The 22,130-nt window shown below is 66.5% G+C and carries 14 protein-coding genes; 7 read left to right on the top strand and 7 right to left on the bottom strand.

Annotated features, from left to right (window positions below):
• Window positions 1-39 precede the first annotated feature (39 nt).
• On the top strand, window positions 40-651 hold the full coding sequence (locus tag ASG03_RS15680) for an ABC-type transport auxiliary lipoprotein family protein (RefSeq protein WP_062473737.1): 612 nt from the start codon (window positions 40-42) through the stop codon (window positions 649-651).
• A gap of 93 nt (window positions 652-744) precedes the next feature.
• Here the strand turns inward: ASG03_RS15680 and ASG03_RS15675 are convergent, their stop codons facing one another.
• Both ASG03_RS15675 and hemF read right to left on the bottom strand, forming a co-directional pair.
• Window positions 745-1,023, bottom strand: a complete 279-nt coding sequence (locus ASG03_RS15675) for a BON domain-containing protein (RefSeq protein WP_062473735.1) — start codon at window positions 1,021-1,023, stop codon at window positions 745-747.
• 102 nt (window positions 1,024-1,125) lie between these two features.
• Complete coding sequence (gene hemF / locus ASG03_RS15670) at window positions 1,126-2,037, bottom strand: oxygen-dependent coproporphyrinogen oxidase (protein ID WP_062694421.1); 912 nt, start codon at window positions 2,035-2,037, stop codon at window positions 1,126-1,128.
• A gap of 184 nt (window positions 2,038-2,221) precedes the next feature.
• Between hemF and ASG03_RS15665 the strand changes: the two genes are divergently transcribed.
• Entirely contained in the window at window positions 2,222-2,482 is a 261-nt protein-coding gene (locus tag ASG03_RS15665) for a hypothetical protein (protein WP_062694419.1), read from the top strand.
• Here the strand turns inward: ASG03_RS15665 and ASG03_RS15660 are convergent.
• Window positions 2,479-2,952 (bottom strand): tRNA (cytidine(34)-2'-O)-methyltransferase, encoded by a 474-nt coding sequence (locus ASG03_RS15660; protein ID WP_062694417.1) that lies wholly within the window; start codon window positions 2,950-2,952, stop codon window positions 2,479-2,481. The genes ASG03_RS15665 and ASG03_RS15660 overlap by 4 nt on opposite strands.
• Window positions 2,953-3,409: 457 nt before the next feature.
• Between ASG03_RS15660 and ASG03_RS15655 the strand changes: the two genes are divergently transcribed.
• Complete coding sequence (locus tag ASG03_RS15655; protein WP_062694414.1) at window positions 3,410-5,263, top strand: ABC transporter ATP-binding protein; 1,854 nt, start codon at window positions 3,410-3,412, stop codon at window positions 5,261-5,263.
• 240 nt (window positions 5,264-5,503) lie between these two features.
• Window positions 5,504-7,372, top strand: coding sequence for an ABC transporter ATP-binding protein (locus ASG03_RS15650; protein ID WP_062694413.1), 1,869 nt, complete (start codon window positions 5,504-5,506; stop codon window positions 7,370-7,372).
• Between the two features lie 28 nt (window positions 7,373-7,400).
• Here ASG03_RS15650 and ASG03_RS15645 read toward each other — a convergent pair whose 3' ends face one another.
• Entirely contained in the window at window positions 7,401-8,348 is a 948-nt protein-coding gene (locus ASG03_RS15645) for an endonuclease/exonuclease/phosphatase family protein (protein WP_062694411.1), read from the bottom strand.
• A 496-nt stretch (window positions 8,349-8,844) separates the two neighbouring features.
• On the opposite strand from ASG03_RS15645, the gene petA reads away from it, so the two are divergent.
• Genes petA through ASG03_RS15630 form a run of 3 tightly spaced genes read left to right on the top strand, consistent with a single transcriptional unit; the run spans window position 8,845 to window position 11,632 of the window.
• Window positions 8,845-9,423, top strand: coding sequence for a ubiquinol-cytochrome c reductase iron-sulfur subunit (gene petA, locus ASG03_RS15640; RefSeq protein ID WP_062474532.1), 579 nt, complete (start codon window positions 8,845-8,847; stop codon window positions 9,421-9,423).
• A 14-nt stretch (window positions 9,424-9,437) separates the two neighbouring features.
• Window positions 9,438-10,709 carry a cytochrome b gene (locus ASG03_RS15635; RefSeq protein WP_062473723.1) on the top strand — a complete coding sequence of 424 codons (1,272 nt, stop codon included), beginning with the start codon at window positions 9,438-9,440 and terminating at the stop codon, window positions 10,707-10,709.
• Window positions 10,710-10,741: 32 nt separating this feature from the next.
• Window positions 10,742-11,632 (top strand): cytochrome c1, encoded by an 891-nt coding sequence (locus ASG03_RS15630; RefSeq protein WP_062473721.1) that lies wholly within the window; start codon window positions 10,742-10,744, stop codon window positions 11,630-11,632.
• A gap of 129 nt (window positions 11,633-11,761) precedes the next feature.
• On the opposite strand, the gene ASG03_RS15625 is transcribed toward ASG03_RS15630, so the two are convergent.
• The 3 genes from ASG03_RS15625 to ASG03_RS15615 form a co-directional block, all read right to left on the bottom strand.
• The gene (locus ASG03_RS15625; RefSeq protein WP_062473719.1) at window positions 11,762-11,998 is read right to left on the bottom strand and encodes a hypothetical protein; all 237 of its coding nucleotides are present in this window, start codon (window positions 11,996-11,998) and stop codon (window positions 11,762-11,764) included.
• Window positions 11,999-12,210: 212 nt separating this feature from the next.
• Window positions 12,211-12,510: a hypothetical protein gene (locus ASG03_RS15620; protein WP_062473718.1), complete on the bottom strand. Its 300-nt coding sequence runs from the start codon at window positions 12,508-12,510 to the stop codon at window positions 12,211-12,213.
• A gap of 318 nt (window positions 12,511-12,828) precedes the next feature.
• Window positions 12,829-21,828 (bottom strand): hypothetical protein, encoded by a 9,000-nt coding sequence (locus tag ASG03_RS15615; protein WP_062694409.1) that lies wholly within the window; start codon window positions 21,826-21,828, stop codon window positions 12,829-12,831.
• Window positions 21,829-22,130: the final 302 nt, after the last annotated feature.

The raw sequence follows: 22,130 nt of genomic DNA, 5'->3' as shown, positions 1-22,130 counted from the left end.
CCGCTTAGATTGCTCCCCAACAATAAGGGTCATGGCTGTATGTTTCCGGACGTCAACGGTACTGGTAAATCGCGTTTCCTCCGGGCTCTGGCTCTTCTCATCGTCGCATTGCCGCTCGGCGCCTGCGCGGGCAAGGCCAACAACGACACCTACAGCCTGTCGTCCGTTCCCTCGGTGCAGGGACCGGCCGCCACGAGCAAGCAGATCCTCGTGCCCGAGCCGACGGCGCTGAAGGCGCTGGACAGCGACCAGATCGTCATCCGTCTTTCGGGCTCCGAGCTTCAGTATCTGGCGAAATCGCAGTGGGGCGATCGCCTGCCGCGCATGGTCCAGTCGAAGCTGGTGCAGGCCTTCGAGAATACCGGCAAGGTCGGCGGTGTCGGCAAGCCGGGCGAGGGGCTTGCAATCGACTACCAGATCGTGACCGAGATCCGCGCCTTCGAAGTGGACACGACCGGATCGCGCACCGCGGTGGTCGAGATCTTTGCAAAGATCGTCAACGACCGCAACGGGACAGTGCGCGCGCAGAAGGCGTTTCGTGCCACCGTTCCGGTCTCGGGCACGGAACCTTCCGCCTATATCAAGGGTCTCGACGGCGCGGCTGCCGAGGTCGTGGCCGATATCGTCCGCTGGACGCTCACGGCGATCTGACAACGCCGTGCTTCGACGCCGGAGCGGACGAACAGACCGCTTCGCGCGGTCTGTTGATGTCGTCACGTCCGGTCGGATGGAGCGCGTGCGGCTTCAGCCGCGGGCCGCGGGGATCGTCATCTGGTTGATCACCTCGTCGACGCCCTCGATCGACGTCGCAGCCTCCACCACACGATCGGCCTCGTCCGGCGAGCCGATGAAACCGCCGAGCACGATGGTGTTGCCCCGGGCCACGACGCTGACGTCGCTGACCTCCACATCCCGCATGGCGGCCAGCATGTCGGCCACCCGGGCTTCCAGGCCCGCCGGCTGGTTGGCCGCCGCATCGCCCGGGTCCGTGCCGAAGAACGTCCGTTCCTTGTAGACCATCATCGCGTCTCCTCTGCTCCTGCGCCATGGCGCGAAAACTCGTCCCGAGGCAAACGTCTCTGGCGATGATTGGTTGCGCGCGTGCCGACCCGGCGCGCCAAGCCGTCAGGGATAGCGGACGACAGGCGGGAGCGAGGAGAGGATCGATTCGACATTGCCGCCGGTCTTCAATCCGAAGATGGTGCCGCGGTCGTAGAGCAGGTTGAACTCGACATAGCGTCCGCGCCGCACGAGCTGCTCGTCGCGGTCTTCCTCCGTCCAGGGTGTGTTGAAGTTGCTGCGGACGATCTTCGGATACAGCATGGCAAAGGCTCGCCCGACATCCTGCGTGAAGGCGAAATCCGCTTCCCAGCCGCCCTGTTCCGCCGGGGAATGCAGCCAGTCGTAGAAGATGCCGCCGGTGCCCCGCGGCTCGTTGCGATGCTTGAGGAAGAAGTATTCGTCGCACCAGGCCTTGTAGCGGGCGTGATCGGCGACGGAGTGACGACCGCAGGCAATCTCGAGACCCTTGTGGAAGAGCACGGTGTCCGGGTCGGTCATCACGCGGCGCCGATCCAGCACCGGCGTCAGGTCGGCACCGCCGCCGAACCACTGACTGGTGGTCACCACCATGCGCGTGTTCATGTGCACTGCCGGAACATTGGGATTGACCGGATGAGCGATCAGCGAAATGCCCGAGGCCCAGAACCGGGGGTCCTCGGTGGCGCCTGGGATCTGCGCGCGGAACTCGGGCGAAAATTCGCCATGGACGGTCGAGGTGTGCACGCCGACCTTTTCAAAGACGCGTCCGGCCATCATCGACATGACGCCGCCGCCGCCTTCGCCCCCATCCCGCTGCCAGGGTTTTTGCGTGAAGCGTCCCGGAGGCTCGTCGGCGAGCGGCCCCGTCAGGTCGTCCTCGATCGCCTCGAAGGCGGTGCAGATCGTATCGCGCAGGCTCTCAAACCAGGCGCGCGCCTGCCGCTTCTTGTCCTCGATATCGTCGGGCAGGCCGGGTGTCAGGTCGGGTCTTTCCATCGCGGCGGTCCTCGATACGTTCTGATCCGGCAGTCCTAGCCCATTTCGCAGGCCAGCGGAATCGTCACGCCGGCCTATCCTGTTGTTTTCCCGGATTTCCGGGGCAATGATTCGACTCGCAAATCCGCGTCGCGACGCCTATCTTCAAGAAGGTACCAGATCTCCCGAGACGAAAGGGCGTGGCATGGCAAGACCTCCGACACCTCCATCCCTTGATGGGTTGAAGCGGCAGATCGCGCGGCATCGCGACCAACGCAGCGCGTCGGGCGGCAGCCTGTTCGTTCGCGAGACCTTCCTGCTCGATCGCGCGTCCGCACGCCGGAAGGCGTTGGAATGGTTCGAGCATTTTCCGAAGGCGGCCTACTGGACCGAAGTCGAAAGCTGGCGCCAGCTGGAGGGCGACCGGATCGAGTTCACGATGCGCCGCCTGCCGACCGCCGATTAAACCGAGGACGGGAACGGCGCCGTGGATGTCTGTCGGAGCGCTTCGCCCGCGATCATCGCCACCGACATGGCAAGATTGAGCGAGCGCTGGCCTTCGACCATCGGAATGACGACGCGGGCATCGGCGGTCGCGTGGACCGTGTCCGGAACGCCGGCGCTTTCGCGGCCGAAGAGCAGCGTGTCCCCGGGTGCAAAGGAAAAGCCTGTATAGGGCAGCGCGGCCTTGGTGCTCGCCAGCACCAGCCGCCGTCCCTCGGCCTGCCGCGCTTCCTCGAAGGACAACCAGTTGACATGACGCGTCAGCGTGACAGAGGCGATGTAGTCGAGGCCGGCGCGCTTCAAGTTGCGGTCGGAAAGGTCGAAGCCGGCGGGCTCGATGATGTCGACGCCGAGGCCGAGGCAGGCCGCGAGCCGCAGGATGGTGCCCGTGTTTCCGGCGATGTCGGGCTGATAGAGAGCGATGCGCAGCATGGATGTCGGGTAGGCGATCCGTGCCGAATTGGCAACAGGGCAAGCGCCGTCACCCGGCCGCGCGAAAAAAGCCGTCCGGCGATCTGGCACCGGCCTTAAAAAATCGTTAAAGGGTTGTCAGCGCCCACACGAACGTACGGAGGATTGCATGGATATCACAGTGACCGTCAACCTCCGGGTGATGTGGCTCCGACCTGTTCGGACGACCTCTCGCCGCTGACCGGTTCGCGCCGCTTCTTTTCCGCTCGAGGAGAAACCAGCGCCGCTCGCCGAGGTTCGATCATGCTTCTCCAGCCCTGATCCCCGTAACCTTCGTCTGACGCCCATCGCGGCCCCGTTATCCCGAATGCGGACGTTTCCGCCTTCCTGACCCCCACTTTTCGCCGCGATCTCGTGGACCGACCGCATTGCGGTCGTCGGGAATCGCTCCGGAATCTCCTGTTCTTGGAGTCTGATCATGTTCGGCTGGTTTGAATCCCGCCTCGAAGCCTATCCCGAGGCGGAGCCCGAAGCTCCGCCGGAGGGGCTGTTTGCCTTCTGCTGGCACTATTCACGGCCAGCGGCCCCGTGGCTGCTGCTGATGGCCATCTGCGCGATGCTGATCGCCGTCGGGGAAGTCGCGCTGTTCCAGTTTCTCGGAAATCTCGTCGACTGGCTGTCGGCGGCCGACCGGAACACGTTCTTCCAGACGGAGGGAACGCGTCTCATGATCATGGGCGCGATCATCCTCATCGGCCTGCCGGGCATCGTGGCGTTGAACTCCATGGTCATGCACCAGATCCTGCTCGGCAATTATCCGATGATCGCGCGCTGGCAGATGCACCGCTACCTCCTGCGGCAGAGCATGACGTTCTTTGCCAACGAGTTTGCGGGCCGCGTCGCCACCAAGGTCATGCAGACGTCGCTGGCCGTTCGCGAGACGGTCATGAAGATCCTCGACGTGTTCGTCTATGTTGTCAGCTACTTCGTCTCGATGCTCGTCGTCGTGGCGGCGGCCGACTGGCGGCTCTTGGCACCTCTCGTCCTCTGGATGGCGTGCTATATCGGCATCGTCGCCTATTTCGTGCCGCGCCTGCGCAAGATCTCCAAAGAGCAGGCCGATACGCGCTCGATGATGACCGGCCGGATCGTCGACAGCTACACCAACATCGCGACCGTCAAGCTGTTTTCGCATGCGGGCCGGGAAGAGGTCTATGCGAAGGACAGCATGGACGCCTTCCTCGGCACCGTGCACCGGCAGATGCGCAAGGTCACGCTGTTCCACGTGCTGGTCTACACCAACAACTGCGTCGCGCTGTTTGCGATCGCCGCCCTCGGCATACACCTGTGGATGACGAGCGACGTGTCGATCGGCTCGATCGCGATCGCGGTCTCGCTCGCCATGCGCATCAACGGCATGTCGCAATGGGTCATGTGGGAGGTTTCGGCGCTCTTTGAAAACATCGGCACGGTCTATGACGGGATGGCGATGATGACGAAGACGCACGACATCATCGATGTGCCCGATGCCAAGGTGCTCGACGCGTCGCGCGGCGGGATCGTCTTCGAAGCGATCGGCTTCGACTATGGCAAGCACAAGCAGGTCATCGACCGGCTGTCCCTGTCGATCGCGCCGGGCGAGAAGGTGGGGCTGGTCGGCCGGTCGGGCGCCGGCAAGACGACGCTGATGAACGTGCTGCTGCGATTCTACGACCTTAAATCCGGTCGCATCCTGATCGACGGGCAGGACATTGCCCAGGTGACGCAGGACAGCCTGCGCCGGCAGATCGGCGTCGTGACGCAGGACACCTCGCTGCTGCATCGCTCCATCCGCGACAACATCGCCTATGGGCGGCCGGAGGCGAGCGACGCGGATATCATCGCCGCCGCCAAGCGCGCCAATGCCTGGGACTTCATTGCGGTCCTCGAGGACAACCAGGGCCGAAAGGGCCTGGACGCGCAGGTCGGCGAGCGGGGCGTCAAACTGTCGGGCGGCCAGCGCCAGCGGATCGCGATCGCGCGCGTGTTCTTGAAGGACGCGCCGATCCTGATCCTCGACGAGGCGACCTCGGCGCTCGATTCGGAAGTGGAGCAGGCGATCCAGGAGAACCTGTTCGCGCTGATGTCCGGCAAGACTGTCATCGCGATCGCCCACCGGCTGTCGACGCTGACGGAGATGGATCGCCTCGTCATTCTCGAACAGGGCGAGATCATCCAGACCGGCACCCATGCCGAACTCGTCGCGACCAAGGGTCTCTATGCCGACCTCTGGTCCCGCCAGTCGGGCGGGTTTCTGCAGGAGGACGACGCGACGGACGCGGCGGCGGAGTAGGCGCCTCGGGTCGGCGCAGGCTGCCGACCGTCATGCCGCATCTCGATTTGCTCCGTGGGCTTGGCTGTCCTTCTTCTCTCCGTCTTCCCTTTCCGTCTCCCCGTGCGCGGGGAGACGGTCGCGCCCGTGAGACGAGAGCCAAGCCCTATCCCTCGGCTCGGTCCATCATGGACGGAATTTAACGCGCCCTGACGCCGCCCGTGCATTGTCGTGACCGGCTTGGCGCGTATATTCCCCGCCATGTTCCTGCGCCCCATCTTCCGCACCTTCGAAACCTGGATCCAGCCCTTTGCGCACAAGGAGGCCCTGCAGCCCCCGCGCGGTTTGGTCGGGTTCATCTGGTTCTATATCCGGCAGGCCAAGGCGCCGTTCGTCGCGATGCTGGTGCTCGGCGGAATGAGTGCGGCGATCGAGGCGGCGCTGTTCTGGTTCGTCGGCCGGCTCGTCGATATCCTGGCGACGGTGGACCGGAGCGCGGGATGGGACGGGCTGCTCGCGAGCCACGGGCGGGAACTCGTCGGCATGCTGCTCCTCATCGGCGTCGTGCGCTTCGTGGTCACGCTGCTGATGGCGCTGGTCGATCAGCAGATCATCACGCCGGGCTTCTACAATCTGGTGCGCTGGCAATCCTATCTGCATGTGGCGCGGCAGTCGGTCTCCTTCTTCCAGAACGACTTTTCCGGGCGGATCGTCACCAAGGTCTGGTCGGGCGGGCAGGCGGCGGGCGACGTCGTGACCTCGCTCATGGAGAGCGTCTGGTTCGTCGGCATCTATTCCGTCTCGACGCTGGTGCTGGTCGGGCAGCTCGACCTGACGATGGCGGCGGTCGTGCTCGTCTGGCTCGTCATCTTCTCGGCGCTGGCGCGCTATTTCGTGCCGCGCATCCGGGCCCATTCGAAAGAAACGGCCGAGGCGTCCTCCATGCTCTCGGGCCGGATGGTCGATGCCTACTCCAATATCCAGACGCTGAAGCTTTTCGGGCGCGACGAGGAAAACGATCGCTACATGCGCGACGGTTTTGATACGTTCCAGGCGACAACGCTGCGCTTTACCCGCTTCATCACGGGCGTGCGGGCGTCCATGGCGCTGCTCTCCGGCATCATGATCGTGACGATGGCCGCCCTCAGCGTGCATCTCTGGCTTGCCGGCGCCATCAGCTCCGGCGCCGTCGCCTTTACGCTGGCGCTTGTCCTACGGCTCAATTTCCTGCTGTCGCGGATGATGGTGCAGTTCAACGGCATCATGCGCAATATCGGCACGATCCAGAACGCGGCCGACATGATCGCCCAGCCGATCGATCTCGTCGACAGACCGAAAGCGCCCGACCTCGTGGTGCGGCAGCCGAGCATCGCCTTTAAGGGCATCCGCTTTCACTATGGGCGCGGCCAGGGCGTGATCGACGACCTTTCGCTGACGATCCGGCCGGGGGAGAAGGTGGGCATCGTCGGGCGCTCGGGCGCGGGAAAATCGACGCTCGTCAACCTGCTTCTGCGGTTCTACGATCTGGAAGGCGGGAGGATCACGATCGACGGGCAGGATATCGCCGGCGTCCGGCAGGAATCGCTGCGCGCCCAGATCGGCATGGTGAGCCAGGACACCTCGCTTCTGCATCGCTCCATTCGCGACAACATCCTCTTCGGGCGACCGGATGCCGACGACCGCGCGCTGCGGCTGGCGGCGGAGCGGGCCGAGGCGCTGGCCTTCATCGAGCGGCTGGAAGACCAGCGCGGGCGCACCGGTTTCGATGCGCATGTCGGCGAGCGGGGCATCAAGCTTTCCGGCGGGCAACGCCAGCGGATCGCCATTGCCCGCGTCATGCTGAAGGATGCGCCCATCCTCGTGCTCGACGAGGCGACGTCGGCCCTCGATTCCGAGGTGGAAGCGGCCATCCAGGACAATCTGGACGAGCTGATGAAGGGCAAGACGGTGCTGGCCATCGCGCATCGGCTTTCGACGATCGCGGCGCTCGACCGGCTGATCGTGATGGATGGCGGCGCGATCGTGCAGGACGGCACGCATGCCCAGCTGATCGCCCAGAAGGGGCTCTATGCCGAGCTCTGGTCCCGACAATCCGGCGGCTTCCTTGCCCGGGAAGAGGCGGCCCAATAGAGCGGTGTCGCCGGGCCGGCAGCGAGGGTCACGGCCTGCGGATGGCAAAGTCGGCGACGAGACCGTAATGGTTCGATCCGAAATCCCGATCGAGCCGCTTCACCGATAGCGGAACGAGGGGCGGGCGGCTGAAGATGTGGTCGATCGCCACGCCGACCCCCGTATCCACCAACTGGACCGGCCACGTCGCGGGCTCGCGCGGGACGGTGCGGAAGCGCAGCAGCCGGACCATCTTCTGCATGTCCGGTGCGATCGTGCCGGAGTTGAAGTCGCCCGCCAGCACCACCGGTTCCGTCGTATTGCGCAGGAAGGCGGTGAGGTGGGCGAGTTCCCGGATGTGGTAATCGTCGAAAAAGGGTTTCGACAGATGCGCGGCCACCATGCGGAAAGCGCCGCCCGGTAGCGCGATCCGCGCCGACATGACGCGATCCTTGCGAAGGTCGCTGAGGTCGCCGACGGCGATGTCCGTCATCGGGTATTTCGAGAACATGAGCAAATCGCAGGTCGGCGTGTGTTCGCCGCAGCCGAGCCGATAGGGGTAGACGGCGGCCAGACGCTGCAGCTGCATGAAGAGCGGCTCGCCCTCCAGGATCACGACGACGTCGGCCTTCGACGCCATCACCATGTCGGCCACGGCAGTAGCGCCCGTGAGATTGTCGCCGAGCATGTTGAACGAAACGATTCGCAGCGCCGGCCCCGCAGCTTTGTCCGCAGCCGTCGCCTCGATCGCAAATTCGCGCTTCATCAGGACGCCGTGACCGGCAAGCCCGAGCGCTGCGACGAGCAGCACAAGGCTGACGCGGCTCCGGGTCAGCAGGAACGCGACCAGCATGGACAGCGCGATGGCCACGGCGACATGGGTCTGCATGCTGTTGAGAAGCAGCAGCGGCCAGAGGACCACGACATAGCGGAAGGCGCATAGGGAAAGGCCGATGACCGCAAGCGTGTTGAGGACGGTCCCGAGGGTCTGGCGCATAGCAGGGCTCCTTCTGCCGATCCGGTCAAGCGCCGGTAGCACGAAGCGGCAGATGCTGCAATGCAGCATAAGCTGTCCGGCATAAGCCCGCGGGCCTATCCGCGGCTGTGCGGGCCAAGGCGAGACCTCTCCTGCGGTCGAGGCCAAGCCGTCTGTTCGGGACGGAAACCGCTGTGCCTTCGGCCTGCGACGTTCGGCCGCGACAATGCGTCACGGCGGACCTGACGCAAGGCTGCCCTGCGGCGTTTGCAAGGCTGGACAGGCCGGTTTTTCAAGCATAGAACCCCCGGACAAGGCTCGGGAATCCGCAGCAGCTGACGGCTGCCGGTTGCCCGACGGGAGGCCGCGGGGCAAGCGGTGAAGAAAATGTGGCGAGCCGGGCTCGCCTTATTGATTTGGCGCCGTTCTTTCGATCAAGTGCGGGAGGACAGAACCGGCGTCGGGGACGCGTGCGCGGCTTTTTTGAAGTCGCCGGGTTGAGAGGATGAAGAAGGCCGTGAGCGAACACCACACGACAAGCGAGACACCGAGCGAGCCGACGCGCCGCGACTTCCTGTATCTGGCGACCGGCATGGCCGGCGCCGTCGGCGTCGCAGCAGTGGCCTGGCCGTTCATCGACCAGATGCGGCCGGATGCATCGACGCTGGCGCTGGCGTCCATCGAGGTCGACGTGTCGAGCCTGCAGCCCGGCATGTCGCTGACGGCGAAATGGCGCGGCAAGCCGATCTTCATCCGCAACCGGACCGAGAAGGAAGTGGAAGAGGCCAAGGCCGTCCAGCTGTCCGACCTCAAGGATCCGGTGGCGCGGAACGCCAACATCGCGGCCGATGCGCAGGCCACCGACATCGACCGCTCGGCCGGCGAGGGCAAGGAAAACTGGATCGTCATGATCGGCTCCTGCACCCATCTCGGCTGCGTCCCGCTCGGCCAGGCCGGCGATTTCGGCGGATGGTTCTGTCCCTGCCATGGCTCGCACTACGATACGGCGGGCCGCATTCGAAAAGGCCCGGCGCCGATGAATCTCGCCGTGCCGAATTTTGCGTTCACATCCGATACAGTCATCAAGATCGGTTGAGGGGGATTGCCGATATGAGTGGGGAACATTCAACCTATACACCGACGACGGGACTGGAAAAGTGGGTGGACTCGCGGCTGCCGCTGCCGCGGCTGGTTCATGACAGCTTCGTCTCCTATCCGGTTCCGCGGAACCTGAACTACGCCTATACCTTCGGCGCCATGCTCTCGGTGATGCTGATCATCCAGATCGTCACCGGCGTCGTGCTCGCCATGCATTACGCCGCCGAAACCACCGTCGCGTTCAACTCGGTCGAGAAGATCATGCGCGACGTGAACCACGGCTGGCTGCTGCGCTACATGCATGCGAACGGCGCGTCGTTCTTCTTCATTGCCGTCTACCTGCACATCGGACGCGGCCTCTATTACGGCTCCTACAAGGCGCCACGGGAAATCCTCTGGATCCTCGGCGTGGTCATCTACCTCCTGATGATGGCGACCGGCTTCATGGGCTATGTGCTTCCCTGGGGGCAGATGTCCTTCTGGGGCGCGACCGTCATCACGGGCTTCTTCTCCGCCTTCCCGCTGGTGGGCGAATGGATCCAGCAGTTCCTGCTCGGCGGCTTCGCCGTGGACCAGCCGACGCTCAACCGCTTCTTCTCGCTGCACTACCTGCTGCCCTTCATGATCGCCGGCGTCGTCGTGCTGCACGTCTGGGCCCTGCATGTGACCGGCCAGACGAACCCGACCGGCATCGAGGTCAAGACCAAGACGGACACCGTGGCCTTCACGCCCTATGCCACGCTGAAAGACGCGCTCGGCGTATCCGTGTTCCTGCTCGTCTATGCCTGGTTCGTGTTCTACATGCCGAACTTCCTCGGCCATCCCGACAACTACATTCCTGCCAATGCGCTGAAGACGCCTGCCCATATCGTGCCCGAATGGTACTACCTGCCGTTCTACGCGATGCTGCGCGCCATCACGTTCAATGTCGGCCCGATCGATTCGAAGCTCGGCGGCGTTCTCGTGATGTTCGGGGCGATCATCGTCCTGTTCTTCCTGCCCTGGCTCGACACGTCGAAGGTCCGCTCGGCCGTCTACCGCCCCTGGTACAAGCTGTTCTTCTGGCTCTTCGTCGTCAACGCCATCCTTCTCGGCTGGCTCGGCTCGCGCCCGGCAGAAGGCGCCTATGTGGTGATGTCGCAGATCGGTACGCTCTACTATTTCGGCTTCTTCCTGGTGATCATGCCGGTTCTCGGCCTGATCGAGACACCGCGGCGCATTCCCAACTCCATCACCGAAGCGGTGCTGGAACAGAAGGCCCGCAAGACCCCGGTGGCGGCGTGATGCCGAGAGAAGAGACCAAGGAACGTACGACGATGAAACAGCTGATCACCGGCCTCTTCCTGACGGCCTTCGTGCTGGGCGGCACCGGCGCCGGAAGCGCGCTGGCGCAGGAAAACGCGCCGCATGAAGGCAAGACCGCCACCGAGGAGCATGGCGGCGGCACGCCGCACTTCCCGATCAAGAAGCCGCAGGAAGAAGACTGGACCTTCGCCGGTCCGTTCGGACACTACGACAAGGGCCAGCTGCAGCGCGGGCTCAAGGTCTACACGGAAGTCTGTTCCGCCTGCCACTCGATGAACCTCGTGGCCTACCGCATGCTGGAAGAGCTTGGCTATTCCGAAGCGCAGGTGAAATCCTACGCGGCCAACTACGAGGTCCAGGACGGGCCGAATGCGGACGGGGAAATGTTCACCCGCAAGGCCCTGCCGTCCGACCATTTTGTGTCGCCGTTCCCGAACGTCGAAGCCGCGGCTGCCGCCAACAACGGTGCGGCTCCGCCCGACTTCTCGCTGATCGCGAAGGCCCGCGGTATCGAACGCGGCTTCCCGACCTTCATCTTCGACATGTTCACGCAGTACCAGGAAGGCGGCCCGGACTACATCCACGCGCTGCTCAACGGCTATGAAGAGCCTCCGGCCGGCGTCGAGATCGCGGCGGGCACCCACTACAACCCGTACTTCGCCAATGCCGCGGCGCTCGCCATGGCCAAGCCGTTGTCCGACGGTCAGGTGACCTATGAAGACGGGTCGCCGCAGACGGTCGAGCAGTATTCCCGCGACGTGGCGTCCTTCCTGATGTGGGCGGCAGAGCCCCATCTCGAAGAGCGCAAGCGGACCGGCTTCATGGTGCTGATCTTCCTCCTGATCTTCACCGGCCTGATCTACCTGACCAAGAAGTCCGTCTACGCCAACAAGGAACACTGAACCGTCCCCGGCAGAGGCCGGATCGTTCGGCGACCTTGAGGACGACACCCATCGTAAAAAGGCCCCGCATTGCGGGGCCTTTTTCGTTGGTGGGTATTTCGGGAGCCGATCGGCGCCTGCCTGGGCGGCCTATGACCAGAAGCGGCGGAAGGTCGGGATGTGGTCGGATTCGGCTTTCCGGTAGCCGACGCCGTGGCCGATGAGGAAGCCGGCGAGGCCGACGAGGCCGAGGAGCAGGAGGGTCGAGGAGGGATGCTCTGCGGCCGTCTGGCGAACGGCCGTGGCTTCCGAGCGGACGAGGTTTGCCGCCTTGGTTGCCGTCGATTCGTGTTCGCGATGCCCTTCGGGCAGGTCGAGATTGGTCATGTCTTTCTCCTTTGCTTCATGGTCCGCCCGTTGCGGAGGCCGGAAGAACCGCCCGAGCGGCGGGCGCTTGTCCTGTCCGCAAAACCGACGATGGCTGCCGCTGCACGGGACTCAAGTGCGTTGCGTCAAAAGGGTTCACCCAACGCGCTTTGAGGTCTTGTTTTGATGCATCTCGTTTCCCGAAATCGCTGCACACGTTCGGGCGACATGCATTAGCGATTGTTGTCGATGTCCAACTCGATCTGGCGTCGCGAAATCAGCTCGAGCGACCGGTCCGGAGCGACGCGATAGGTCTCCTGCCACTCCCGCCCGTCGGGTGCGCGGAACCGGTGCGGGAACGTGCTGCCGATCGGCGATTTGGTCAGCCTCGTGGTCGGTTGCCCACGATAGGTGATGCTGCCCGGAATGGGTTCGACCGCATTGCCGGATGTGCCCGAGGCGGTTCCCTCCGTGGTGCAGGCCGTGAGGCCGAACAGCGCGGCGGCGACGATGGCAAGAGCCTGTTTCTTCATGGATCACCTTTCTGGACATCGTCCCGCTGAGGGGCGCGAGGTCGCCGATTAAACGCGCCCGAAGGGGCGATCGTTCCACAACAGGTGATCTGGCGTTGCGCGCCGACATGTCAATATCTCGGGGTTTTTGCTGCGGCCGGAGCGACGGCGCGAGCGTCGGGACGCGGAACCCGCGATGGGCTCAACCGCCAAACGCCTGACGTGAAAAACCCGCCGCACGGGAAACCGGGCGACGGGTCGAAGACATCAGAGAAGCTCGGGACCGCTGTGCCCCGGCAGAATGGCCGGCGGGAGCGATTGTGCCCCCGCCCGGCGAGATCAGCTGAACCGTCCGGCGGCATGGGCCAGCATGGTATAGACCTTGCCGGTGTCCGAGGTCAGGTAGGTCTGCGTGATCACGCGATCGCGATCGTTGCGGGCGACGTCCGCCAGCAGCTTTTCGAAATCGGCGATGTAGCGATCGACGGCCGTCCGGAATTCCGGCTCGCGGTCGTATTTCCGCTGGATCTCGTCGAACGTCTGCTGCCCCTTCAGCGTGTAGAGGCGGCGCGTGAACACGTCGCGCTCGCCGCGCTGGTAGCGGCGCCAGAGATCGACCGACGCATCGTGATCGATGGCGCGGGCGATATCGACCGAGAGCGAGTTCAGCGATTCCATCACATGGCGCGGATTGCGGCTGTCGGCGCTGCGCTGGCCCTGGGCCGCCGGGGCAGGCGACGTCTCGGGCCGCAGCCGTGCGGGCGGGATCTGTTGCGGCTCCTCGTCACGCGAGGCACCGCGCAGCAGGTCGCGCATCCAGCCCGAACCGCCTTCGCGCATGTCGTCTTCTGCCGCGGCCGGGCGGAGCGGCGAGCGATCGGCAAGGCCGACGCTGCCCCGCAGCGGCGTGTCGGCCGGTGCGGAGGGCCGCAGGGGCGTTGCCGTTTCCTGCCGGGCGCGTGCGGCGTCCGCCTGCGGACGGGCGGCGGCTGCCGCCGAAGACGAGGCCTCCGCCCGGGCCTCGGACCGGGTCTCAAAGCGGCTCTGCGGCGCGGACTGGGCCGGCTCGACCGACTCTTGTGCGGGCTGGTTGGGTGCCCGGGTCTGCACAGGCTGGCGCTGCGCCGGCTGAGACGGGGCAGAGGCAGGGGTCTGGGCCTGGGCCTGGGCCTGGGCCTGCGCAGGGCTCGTCGCCGGGGTTGCAGCCTGTCTGTCCTGCGGGGCCTGCCTGTCAGACGGGGCGTCAGCGCGCTGTTCGGTCGCCTGCGGACGGTCCATTGGCGCAGGACGCGGCGTGGCGGACGTTGCCGAGGCCGGGGTTGGTGCCGGGGCCGGGGTCGGAATCGGGGCCGGGTGGCGGCGCGGCGTCATCTCGGCCTGCGGCGTCGACACGGGCCGGACAGCGCCGGCATCCGACGTGCGGGCGCCGAGAAGCGTCCCGGGCGTTGCCGGATAGGCCGCATAGGGATTGGCCGGGGATGCCGGGGCCACGGCCGTCTGGACCGGCTGCGGCTCGGCAAAGAGCGGCTGTGCATAGGTCTGCGTGGCGGGCGCATAGGCCTGCTGCGGCATGCCCGGCTGACCGAAGGCCGGGGCAGGCGCAGGCTGGGCATAGGCGGGCTGGGCATAGGCAGGCTGGGCAGGTGCCTGCTGGGCAGGTGCCTGCTGGCTCGCCATCCGGGCGCGATGCGGCGTCGGTTCGCCGATCTCGAGCTGGCTGGACGAGCGTCCGACGATGTCGGACAGTTCCTGCAGGGCCTTGATCTGTTCCGACACGGCGCGGCGCATGACGGCCGCGTTTTCCTTGGCTTCTTCCGGCAGGTCGAAGGCGCCGCGCTTCAGTTCGGCGCGGGTCATGTCGAGTTCGCGGCGAATCTCCTCGCCCGAGCGGCGGATTTCGTCCGTCGCGCCGGCGAAGCGCGCGATGGCTTCGTCGACCGACTGACGGATCTGCTCGCGCATGGTCTCGGAGACGGCGTCGGAGCGCTTGCCGGTTTCGTCGAGCAGGCCGTCGATCTCCGACAGCGACGCCGCGACGCTGCCGCGCAGGCGGGCCGCAACATCGCTCGAGCGTTCGTCCGCACGGGCAAACGTCCGGTCGACGGAGGCGCCGGCCGCATCGGTTGCGGCAGCGATCGCCTCGCGCATGGCGTCTCCGGCGGTCCGGGTGCGGGTTTCCGCCTCGGCCAGCGTGCGATCGACATCGGAGAGGGCGCCACGGACGCCGTCGCGCAGCGTGCCGGCGACCTGGCCGGAGCGTTCCTGCGTCCGGGCAAGCAGCGCGTCCACGGACTGACCGGCATCCTCGCCGGCCTGGGCGAAGGCATCGCGCATGGCGCTGGCGGCCGTCTGCGTGCGCTGTTCCGCATCGGTGAGGATGCGGCCGACCTCGTCAAACGAGGTCTGGATGCCGGTGCGCAGATTGCCGGCGATCAGGTTCGAGCGATCCTCGGCGCGCTGGAACGAGCCTTCCACGAAGCCTTCGAGGGCGCGCATGGTGCGCTCAATGTCCTCGGAGCGGCTGACGAGGCCGACGGACAGGGTGCGAAGGGCCTCCTGGCGTTCCTCGAGCGTGCCGGCGAGGTTGGACTGGGCAGCGGCCAGGAGATCGGAGGCCTGGCCGAGCATGCGCGAATGGTCTTCGAACCGGCCGACGAGGCTGCCGACCTGGGACAGCGTGTTGGACGAGATCGCGACCAGCCGGTCGGCCTTGCCTTCGAGCAGGCGGGTGGAGGCCGACAGCATGTCGGATGTCCGGCTTGCCGTTTCGGAGAAGCGGTCGCCGGTGGCATTCAGGCGTTCGTCCATGTCACCGAAGGTGCTTGTGGCTTCCCCGACGACATCGGCGATGGCCGCATTGCTGGCGGACAAGCGATCGATGAGCGCTTCGGCGGTCGACTGCAGGCGGTTCTCGACCATCTGGATCGCCCGCGCCGTTTCCTCGGCGCGCTGCGAGATCGCACCGAGCTGTTCGCCCGTGCGGGCGGAGAGGGCCGTGACGAGGGCGTCGTTTTCGGCGCGCAGGCGCTCCGCACCGTCTCGGGCGGCCGTCGTGAGCCGGTCGGCAGCCTCGCGGCCGGCGACGACGTAGGACTCGACGACCGGGCGGGCCTGCTCCTCGATCAGGCGCGACAGTTCGCTGGTGCGGCCCGACAGCATGGCGTTCAGATCGCGCGTCCGCGCGTCGAGCGTGGTGCGGATCGCTTCGCCGCGGGCTTCGAGCGCCTTTTCGACATCCGAGAGATTGCGCTGCAGGGCGCTGCCCTGTTCGGCGATGCGGTCCTGCGTGGCGGCGGCGCGGACGAGGGTCGCATCTGCGGCCTCCCCGACGCTACGCGCCAGTTCGGCGCTGCGCATGGCGGCCGTGGCCGCCGTCCGCTCGATGGCGTTCTGGAAATCGGCCTGGCGCGCGGCCATGGCTTCGGCGAAATCGCCGCCGACCTTGGCGAGCACGTCGGACGACCGGACGGCTTCGGCATCGATATCCTGGGTGGTGTCCGAAACGGCGGTGCGCAGGCTGCCGACGAGATGCGCGGCCTTGCCCTCGATCGTGCGGCTGACATTGTCGAGGCCGACGGTCAGGGCGCGGTCCATGGTGCCCAGGCGCTCTTCCAGACGCCCCGTGCCGCGATCGATCGACGTTTCGATGCGCGTTGCGGCTTCGTTGCTGATCCGGTCGAGGTCGTCGGTGCGCGAGGCCAGGGTTTCGGCGATGCGGCTGGCCGCCTCGCTGCTGATCCGGGCAATCTCGTCCGTGCGTCCGGAAAGGCTGTCGGAGATCCGCTCGGCGGCCGTGCGGCTGGCCTGATCGAGCTCGGAGACGCGCTCCGAGAGGGTGCCAACGATGCGGTTGCCGGCCGCGTCCACGCGGGCATCGACCGTTTCGACGCTGTCGCGGACGCGGGTCTCGAACTGGCCGAGGCTCGCCTCGATGCGGGCGCCGGTTTCGTCGAAGCGGGTGGTGATGCCGGTGATGGACGTGTCCATCCGCTCGGTCAGGCCGTCGGCGGCGCGCGTCAGTTCGGCCATGGTGTCGCCGAGGCTCAGAGCCATGCGCGTGGCGCTGTCGCGCAGGCGGTTGTCGAGGGCTTCGGCGCTCTGGTCGATCGTGCGGGCGAGGGCCTCCTGGCGCTCCTCGAGTGTCATCTCCAGCATGCCGGCGCTGGCGGCGATCGTGGTGGCGATGGTCGCCGCCTGGTCGTTCAGCATGTCGGCAAGCTGGCTGGAGCCATCGGCGACCGCCGTGTTGAGCGCCGCGATGCGGGTGTCGAGCGTGACGCGCAGACGGTCTTCCGTGGTGGACATGGTCTGGTCGAGGCTGGCGGCGCGGGCCGACAGGGTCTGTTCGATCGCACCGGCGCGGACGTCGATGGCGGCGGCCAGTTCTGCGGCATGGGCCGACAGCGCACCGGCGATTTCGCCGCTCGCGCCCGTCATGGTGCCGGCGATGGCGGTGACGCGGCCGGTCATGTCGTCCGCAATCTGGCCGCTGCGGGTGGTCAGGTCGCGGTCGATCTCGGCGATCCGGTCGGTCAGCGTTTCCGAGATGGTCGTCGCGCGGAAGGCCAGCTGGTCGGCGATGTCCTCGACACGCGTCGTCAGGGTGTCGCCGAGTTCCGAAGCGCGGCCGGTGAGGATGCGCGACAGGTCTTCCGTGCGTTCGGCAAGCCGGTTGTCGATGGCGGCGGTCTGCCCGGTCAGGGTCTCGTCGAGGGCGCGGGCGTGCTGGTCGATCATCGTGCCCAGGCGGGCGGTGGTGCCGTCAAGCGCCTGTTCGATCCGATCGGTCGCGCCTGTGAGGGAGCCCGACAGAGCGGCAGTACGCTCCTCGATGCCGCTGGTGGCGTCGTTCAGTATGTCGCCGATGCTGGAGGCGCTGGTGGCCAGCAGGAAGTCCAGGCGTTCGGTGGTGCCTTCGATGGCGTTCTCGATGGCGGCGGTCGAGCCGCTGAGCACGCCGGTCAGCGCCGAGGTGCGGCTTTCGAGCATCGCGTCCATGCGGTCGGCGGTGCCCGATACCGTCTTGTCGAGCTGGCGCGTGGCTTCCGAGAGCGTGCTCCGGATCGTGCCGGCGCCGCGGACGAGAACCGCGTTGATATCCTCGGCATTGCCGTCGACGGCCGCCTCGATGGTGGCGCTGGTGGCCGCCAGCTCGCGGGCCCGGGCGGCAAGGACCGCGTCGATGCGCTCGGCGGATCCGGCGAGCGTGCCGTCGAGCAGAGTGGTCGCACCAGCAAGCCGTTCCGATAGACCGGTCGTGCCGCGGGCAAGAAGGCTGTCGAGCTGTTCGGTGCTGCCCTCGATCACGCCTTCGATGCCGGCGGTGGACGAGGCGAGAACGCCGGAGAGCGACAGGGTGCGCTCCGACAGGACCTCGTCGATGACATGCGCGGAACCGGCAAGCGTCGTGTCGAGCGCGCGGGTGGCAAGGTCGAGCGTCTGGGACAGTTCGGCCGTCCGGCGGGAGAACACCTGGTCGATCTGTTCGGAGGTTCCCTCGATCGCACCCTCGATGCCGGCGGTGGACGACGCCAGCACGCCCGACAGGGTCATGGTGCGCTCGGTCAGGATGTCGTCGATGCGCTCCGCAGTGCCCGTGAAGGTTGCGTCGAGAGCGCGCGTGGCCTCCGACAGCGAACCGGTGAGGGTCGTCGTGCCGCGGCTCAGCACGCGGTCGATCTGCTCGGCCGTGCCGTCGACGGCGCTTTCGATGCCGGCAGTGGACGACGCCAGTACGCCTGACAGGGTCATGGTGCGTTCGGTCAGGATGTCGTCGATGCGCTCTGCGGTGCCCGTGAAGGTGGCGTCGAGCGCGCGCGTGGCCTCCGACAGCGAACCGGTAAGGGTCGTCGTGCCGCGGCTCAGCACGCGGTCGATCTGCTCGGCCGTGCCTTCGACGGCGCTTTCGATGCCGGCAGTGGACGAGGCCAGCACGCCCGAGAGCGACATCGTCCGCTCGGCCATGATGTCTTCGATGCGTTCCGCCGTTCCGTCGAACGTCCGGTCGAGAGTCCGGGTGGCCTCGGCCAGGCGGCCGGTCAGGTTTTCGGTGTTGTGCGAGAGAATGCGGTTGATGTCGCCTGCGGCACCCTCAACGGCGCTTTCGATGCTGGCGGTCGAGGAGGCGAGGACGCCGGACAGCGTCAGGGTGCGTTCGGTCAGGATCTCGTCGATCTGCTCGGCCTTGCCGGCGAATGTGGCGTCGAGGGCACGTGCGGCCTCTGATAGCGTGGTGTTGAGGGTGGTCGTGCCGCGCGAAAGGATCTGCTCCATCTGCTCGCTCGTGCCTTCGAGCGCCGCCGTCGACCCCGCGAGGGCGCCGGCCAGACGGGTCGTGCGCTCCGCCATGACCTCGTCGATGCGATCGGCCGTTCCCGAGAACGTCGCGTCGATGGCGCGCGTAGCGCCCGTCAGGCGCTCAGAGAGGTTCGCCGTGCCCTGCGACAGAAGCGTGTCGATCTGCGCGGTGGTTCCCTCGAACAGGCTTTCCATCCCGGCCGTCGTGCCGGCGAGGACGCCGGAGAGTTCTAGCGTGCGCTCCGTCAGCAGGGAGTCGATCTGTTCGGCCGTGCCTTCGAGCGCCGCCGTCGAGCTGGCGAGAACGCCCGAGAGCGTCATGGTGCGCTCGCTGATGATGTCGTCGATCCGCTCCGTCGTGCCGGTGAATGCGCCCTCGATCGTGCGTGCAGCGTTCGACAGGGTGACGTCCAGCGCGCCGGCGCGGTTGCTGATCAGCGATTCGATGCGCGCCGCATTGTCGGACAGCGTTTCGGTGATGGTGGCCGCGCGGGCTGCCATGATGCCATCGATCCGGGCGCCATTGTCCATCAACGCACTGTCGAGCGCTTCGGTGCTGGTCGCCAGCATGATCGAGAGTTCGAGCGTGCGGTCCGACAGGGTCTCGTCGAGGCGCTGATGGCTGCTGGCGATCGTTTCGGCCAATTCGTCCGCCCGTGCGGTCAGTGATCCCTCGATGCGACCCTGGGCAGCATCGAGGCCATCGAGCAGGCCGCGGGCGCGGGTATCGAGCGTGTCCTGCAGGCGCTGCTCGGCACTGCCGATCGCCGCGGCGACATCCTCGCTCCGCGTTGCAAAGGCCTGTTCGATATTGCCCCGGGCCGCGTCGAGCGCGCCGAAAAGGCGCTCGCTGCGGCTGTCGAAGGCATCCGACAGGCGTCGTTCCGTCGTGTCCAGCGCCGCCGTCACGGCGCTCGTGCGCTCGGCCAGGAGGCTGCCGATCCGGGCCTCGGTGGCGCCAAGACCGCCGATGAGGGCGCTGGTCCGGGTGTCGAGCGTTTCGGTCAGGCGGGCCTCCGTGGAGCCCAGCGTCGTTTCGAGCCGTCCGGCACGGTCGGCAAAGCCGGTCTCGATCCGCTCCTGCGCGGCGGTGAGCGCACTCATGAGCGAGCCCGACCGCGCTGCGAGAACGCCGTCGATCCGCTCATGCGCCTGGTCGATCGCGCTGCCCATCTCGCCGGTCCGCGCCGAAATGCTTTCCTCGATGAGGGCCTGCGACGTGCCGAGCGTCGTGGCGATGGCGAGCGACTGGTCGCTGATGGCCGAGTGAAACTTGTCGAGCCCGTCGTCGAGCAGGCGACCGAGCGTGTCGGACCCGCCGGCCACGGTCCGGTCGATGCGCGAGAGGCTGTCCGCCATCTTGGCGTCCAGTAGGCCGGCGCGGCGATCGAAGGCGGTGGCGAATTCGTGGAACCGGCTGTCGAAGGTCGTCGCCAGCTGGCCGACCGTGCCCTGCAGTTTCTCCTCGAAGAAACCGGAGCGCAGGTCCAGATCCATGATCGCGTCGTCGGCCGCGGTCTTCAGGTTCTGACGGAAGCTTGCGCCCTTCTCGTCGAGCGCGCCGTTCAGCGTGTTGAGAATGTCGTCGAGGCCGCCGGTGATCGCCTGCTGGCCGATGACGAGGCTTTCATTGAGGTCGCGCGTCCGGGCGATCAGCGTTTCGTTGAGCTGGCGCGCCCGCTCGTTCAGCGCGGCGTTCAGCTTTTCCGTGCTGCTGTCGAGCGTCGAGGCCCGCGTCTCGAACTGTCCGAGCAACTGCTGGCCGCGTTTGATCAGCGTGTGGTTCAGGGCTTCGAGGCGGGTGTCGAACTCGTCGGTAATCTCCGCACCTGCCGCCGTCAGGCCGGTGACGAGCGCTTCCGCGCGGGTGCCGAGGAGCGTGCTGATCGACTGCGATGCGGCCTGCGACTTCTCCATGAGCGCGGCGGCACGGGTCTCGATCAGCGACGCCGCCGCTTCGCCCGAAATGGCGAGACGCGTCTGCAGATCTTCGCTCGCATGCGTCAGGTCGTCGCGCAGCTGGGCATGGACGCCGGTAATGGAGGAGCGGATGCGCTCGGCATGGCCGACGATCGCCTCGCGCTCGAGACCGAGTTCCTGCACCAGGGTGCGAACCCGCAATTCATTGTCGCTGTAGCTGCGTTCGAGGGCATTGACCTCGGAATGCACGAGGGTCTCGAGCTCCGTCGCGCGGGCGATCGTGCGTTCGATGCCTTCGTTCATGGCCGAGACTTCGCGGCGAACGGCCTGACCGACGGTCATGATGCGGTCGGATGCGGTGGTTTCCGGCTCGGCCAGGCGGAGTGCGACCTCCGTCATCGAGCGTGCGGCGTTCCGCATCTCCTGCGCACGCGCCATCATCACCCCGAAGGCGAAGAAGAGCATGACCGGCAGGACGATGAAGATGGCGGCGACGATGGCGCCGGGCAGGGCGGCGAGCGCCGCCAGCGAGCGGATCTGCCAGATCTCCGGTCCGTAGAGCAGGTTGGAAATGCCGAGGCCGGCGACGATCCAGACGAGCGACAGAATGGCGGCACCCCGCATCGCGGCACGGCCCGAGCGCGTCTCGAGCGAGCGCAGCATGGCGGGGCCGGAGCGGCGGCTGTCGTCATTGGCCGGGACGAAGGTCGGCGATTTCGCGCCCGGTGCGGCCGGCACGGCCTCCGGCGCGAGGCTGCGCGGCACGGCCAGCGGATCGTCGATGGGCTGCTCGGCGCGCGACGGCGCGGCTGCGGCTCGCGCGGCGTCTGGTCGCTGGGCTTCCGGTCGTTGTGCTTCGGGTCGTGGTGCGGGTGGCCTCTGGCCTGCGGCTCCGGTCACGCCTGCGGGCTGGGCGGGGCGGGCAGACGCTGCCGGCCGGGCGGGGCCCGCCGGACGGGACGGGGCGGCTGCGGCGCCCGGCGCCTTCGGCGCGGGCCGGCTCGCTTCCGGCGATGTCTCGTTGAGGGCGGACTTCAGTTCGTCGAAGTCGATCCTCAAAGCGTCTTCGAGCGCTTGGAAGGCCTTGTCGTCGATCGACTCGTTGCTCTTGTTCGTCGCCATGCAGATACGCCTCGTTACCGAACTTCCGTCTCGACATCGCGCAGCCGCAAGGCTGCCGACGACGCCGGATCGGGGGGTGAGGACAGTTCCTGCGCATTGGATGCACGCAATACAATGACCGCACCAATTTCATACCGCGACCGGCACTGCTTTTCCCATGGTCGCACAGCCATGGAAAGAGCCTTCCGGACAGATGTCGGTCCCGCTGAGAAACCGATATCCTGTAACGTATCGTAGTGACACATCCGGGGTAGTCTTACAATTAACGCCCCCGGCCAATCGTTAAAATGCTAACAAGTTCT

The organism is Rhizobium sp. Leaf341 (assembly GCF_001424325.1).
GTDB lineage: Bacteria > Pseudomonadota > Alphaproteobacteria > Rhizobiales > Rhizobiaceae > Ferranicluibacter.
The sequence above is the reverse complement of the archived record's forward strand: the minus strand, read 5'-3'. Positions and strand labels throughout refer to the sequence as shown.

Excerpts from the sequence above, each read along its gene's own strand:
- ASG03_RS15680 (WP_062473737.1), top strand. The coding sequence starts at position 40 with ATGTTTCCGGACGTCAACGGTACTGGTAAATCGCGTTTCCTCCGGGCT.
- ASG03_RS15675 (WP_062473735.1), bottom strand. The coding sequence starts at position 1,023 with ATGATGGTCTACAAGGAACGGACGTTCTTCGGCACGGACCCGGGCGAT.
- hemF (WP_062694421.1), bottom strand. The coding sequence starts at position 2,037 with ATGGAAAGACCCGACCTGACACCCGGCCTGCCCGACGATATCGAGGAC.
- ASG03_RS15665 (WP_062694419.1), top strand. The coding sequence starts at position 2,222 with ATGGCAAGACCTCCGACACCTCCATCCCTTGATGGGTTGAAGCGGCAG.
- ASG03_RS15660 (WP_062694417.1), bottom strand. The coding sequence starts at position 2,952 with ATGCTGCGCATCGCTCTCTATCAGCCCGACATCGCCGGAAACACGGGC.
- ASG03_RS15655 (WP_062694414.1), top strand. The coding sequence starts at position 3,410 with ATGTTCGGCTGGTTTGAATCCCGCCTCGAAGCCTATCCCGAGGCGGAG.
- ASG03_RS15650 (WP_062694413.1), top strand. The coding sequence starts at position 5,504 with ATGTTCCTGCGCCCCATCTTCCGCACCTTCGAAACCTGGATCCAGCCC.
- ASG03_RS15645 (WP_062694411.1), bottom strand. The coding sequence starts at position 8,348 with ATGCGCCAGACCCTCGGGACCGTCCTCAACACGCTTGCGGTCATCGGC.
- ASG03_RS15635 (WP_062473723.1), top strand. The coding sequence starts at position 9,438 with ATGAGTGGGGAACATTCAACCTATACACCGACGACGGGACTGGAAAAG.
- ASG03_RS15630 (WP_062473721.1), top strand. The coding sequence starts at position 10,742 with ATGAAACAGCTGATCACCGGCCTCTTCCTGACGGCCTTCGTGCTGGGC.
- ASG03_RS15625 (WP_062473719.1), bottom strand. The coding sequence starts at position 11,998 with ATGACCAATCTCGACCTGCCCGAAGGGCATCGCGAACACGAATCGACG.
- ASG03_RS15620 (WP_062473718.1), bottom strand. The coding sequence starts at position 12,510 with ATGAAGAAACAGGCTCTTGCCATCGTCGCCGCCGCGCTGTTCGGCCTC.
- ASG03_RS15615 (WP_062694409.1), bottom strand. The coding sequence starts at position 21,828 with ATGGCGACGAACAAGAGCAACGAGTCGATCGACGACAAGGCCTTCCAA.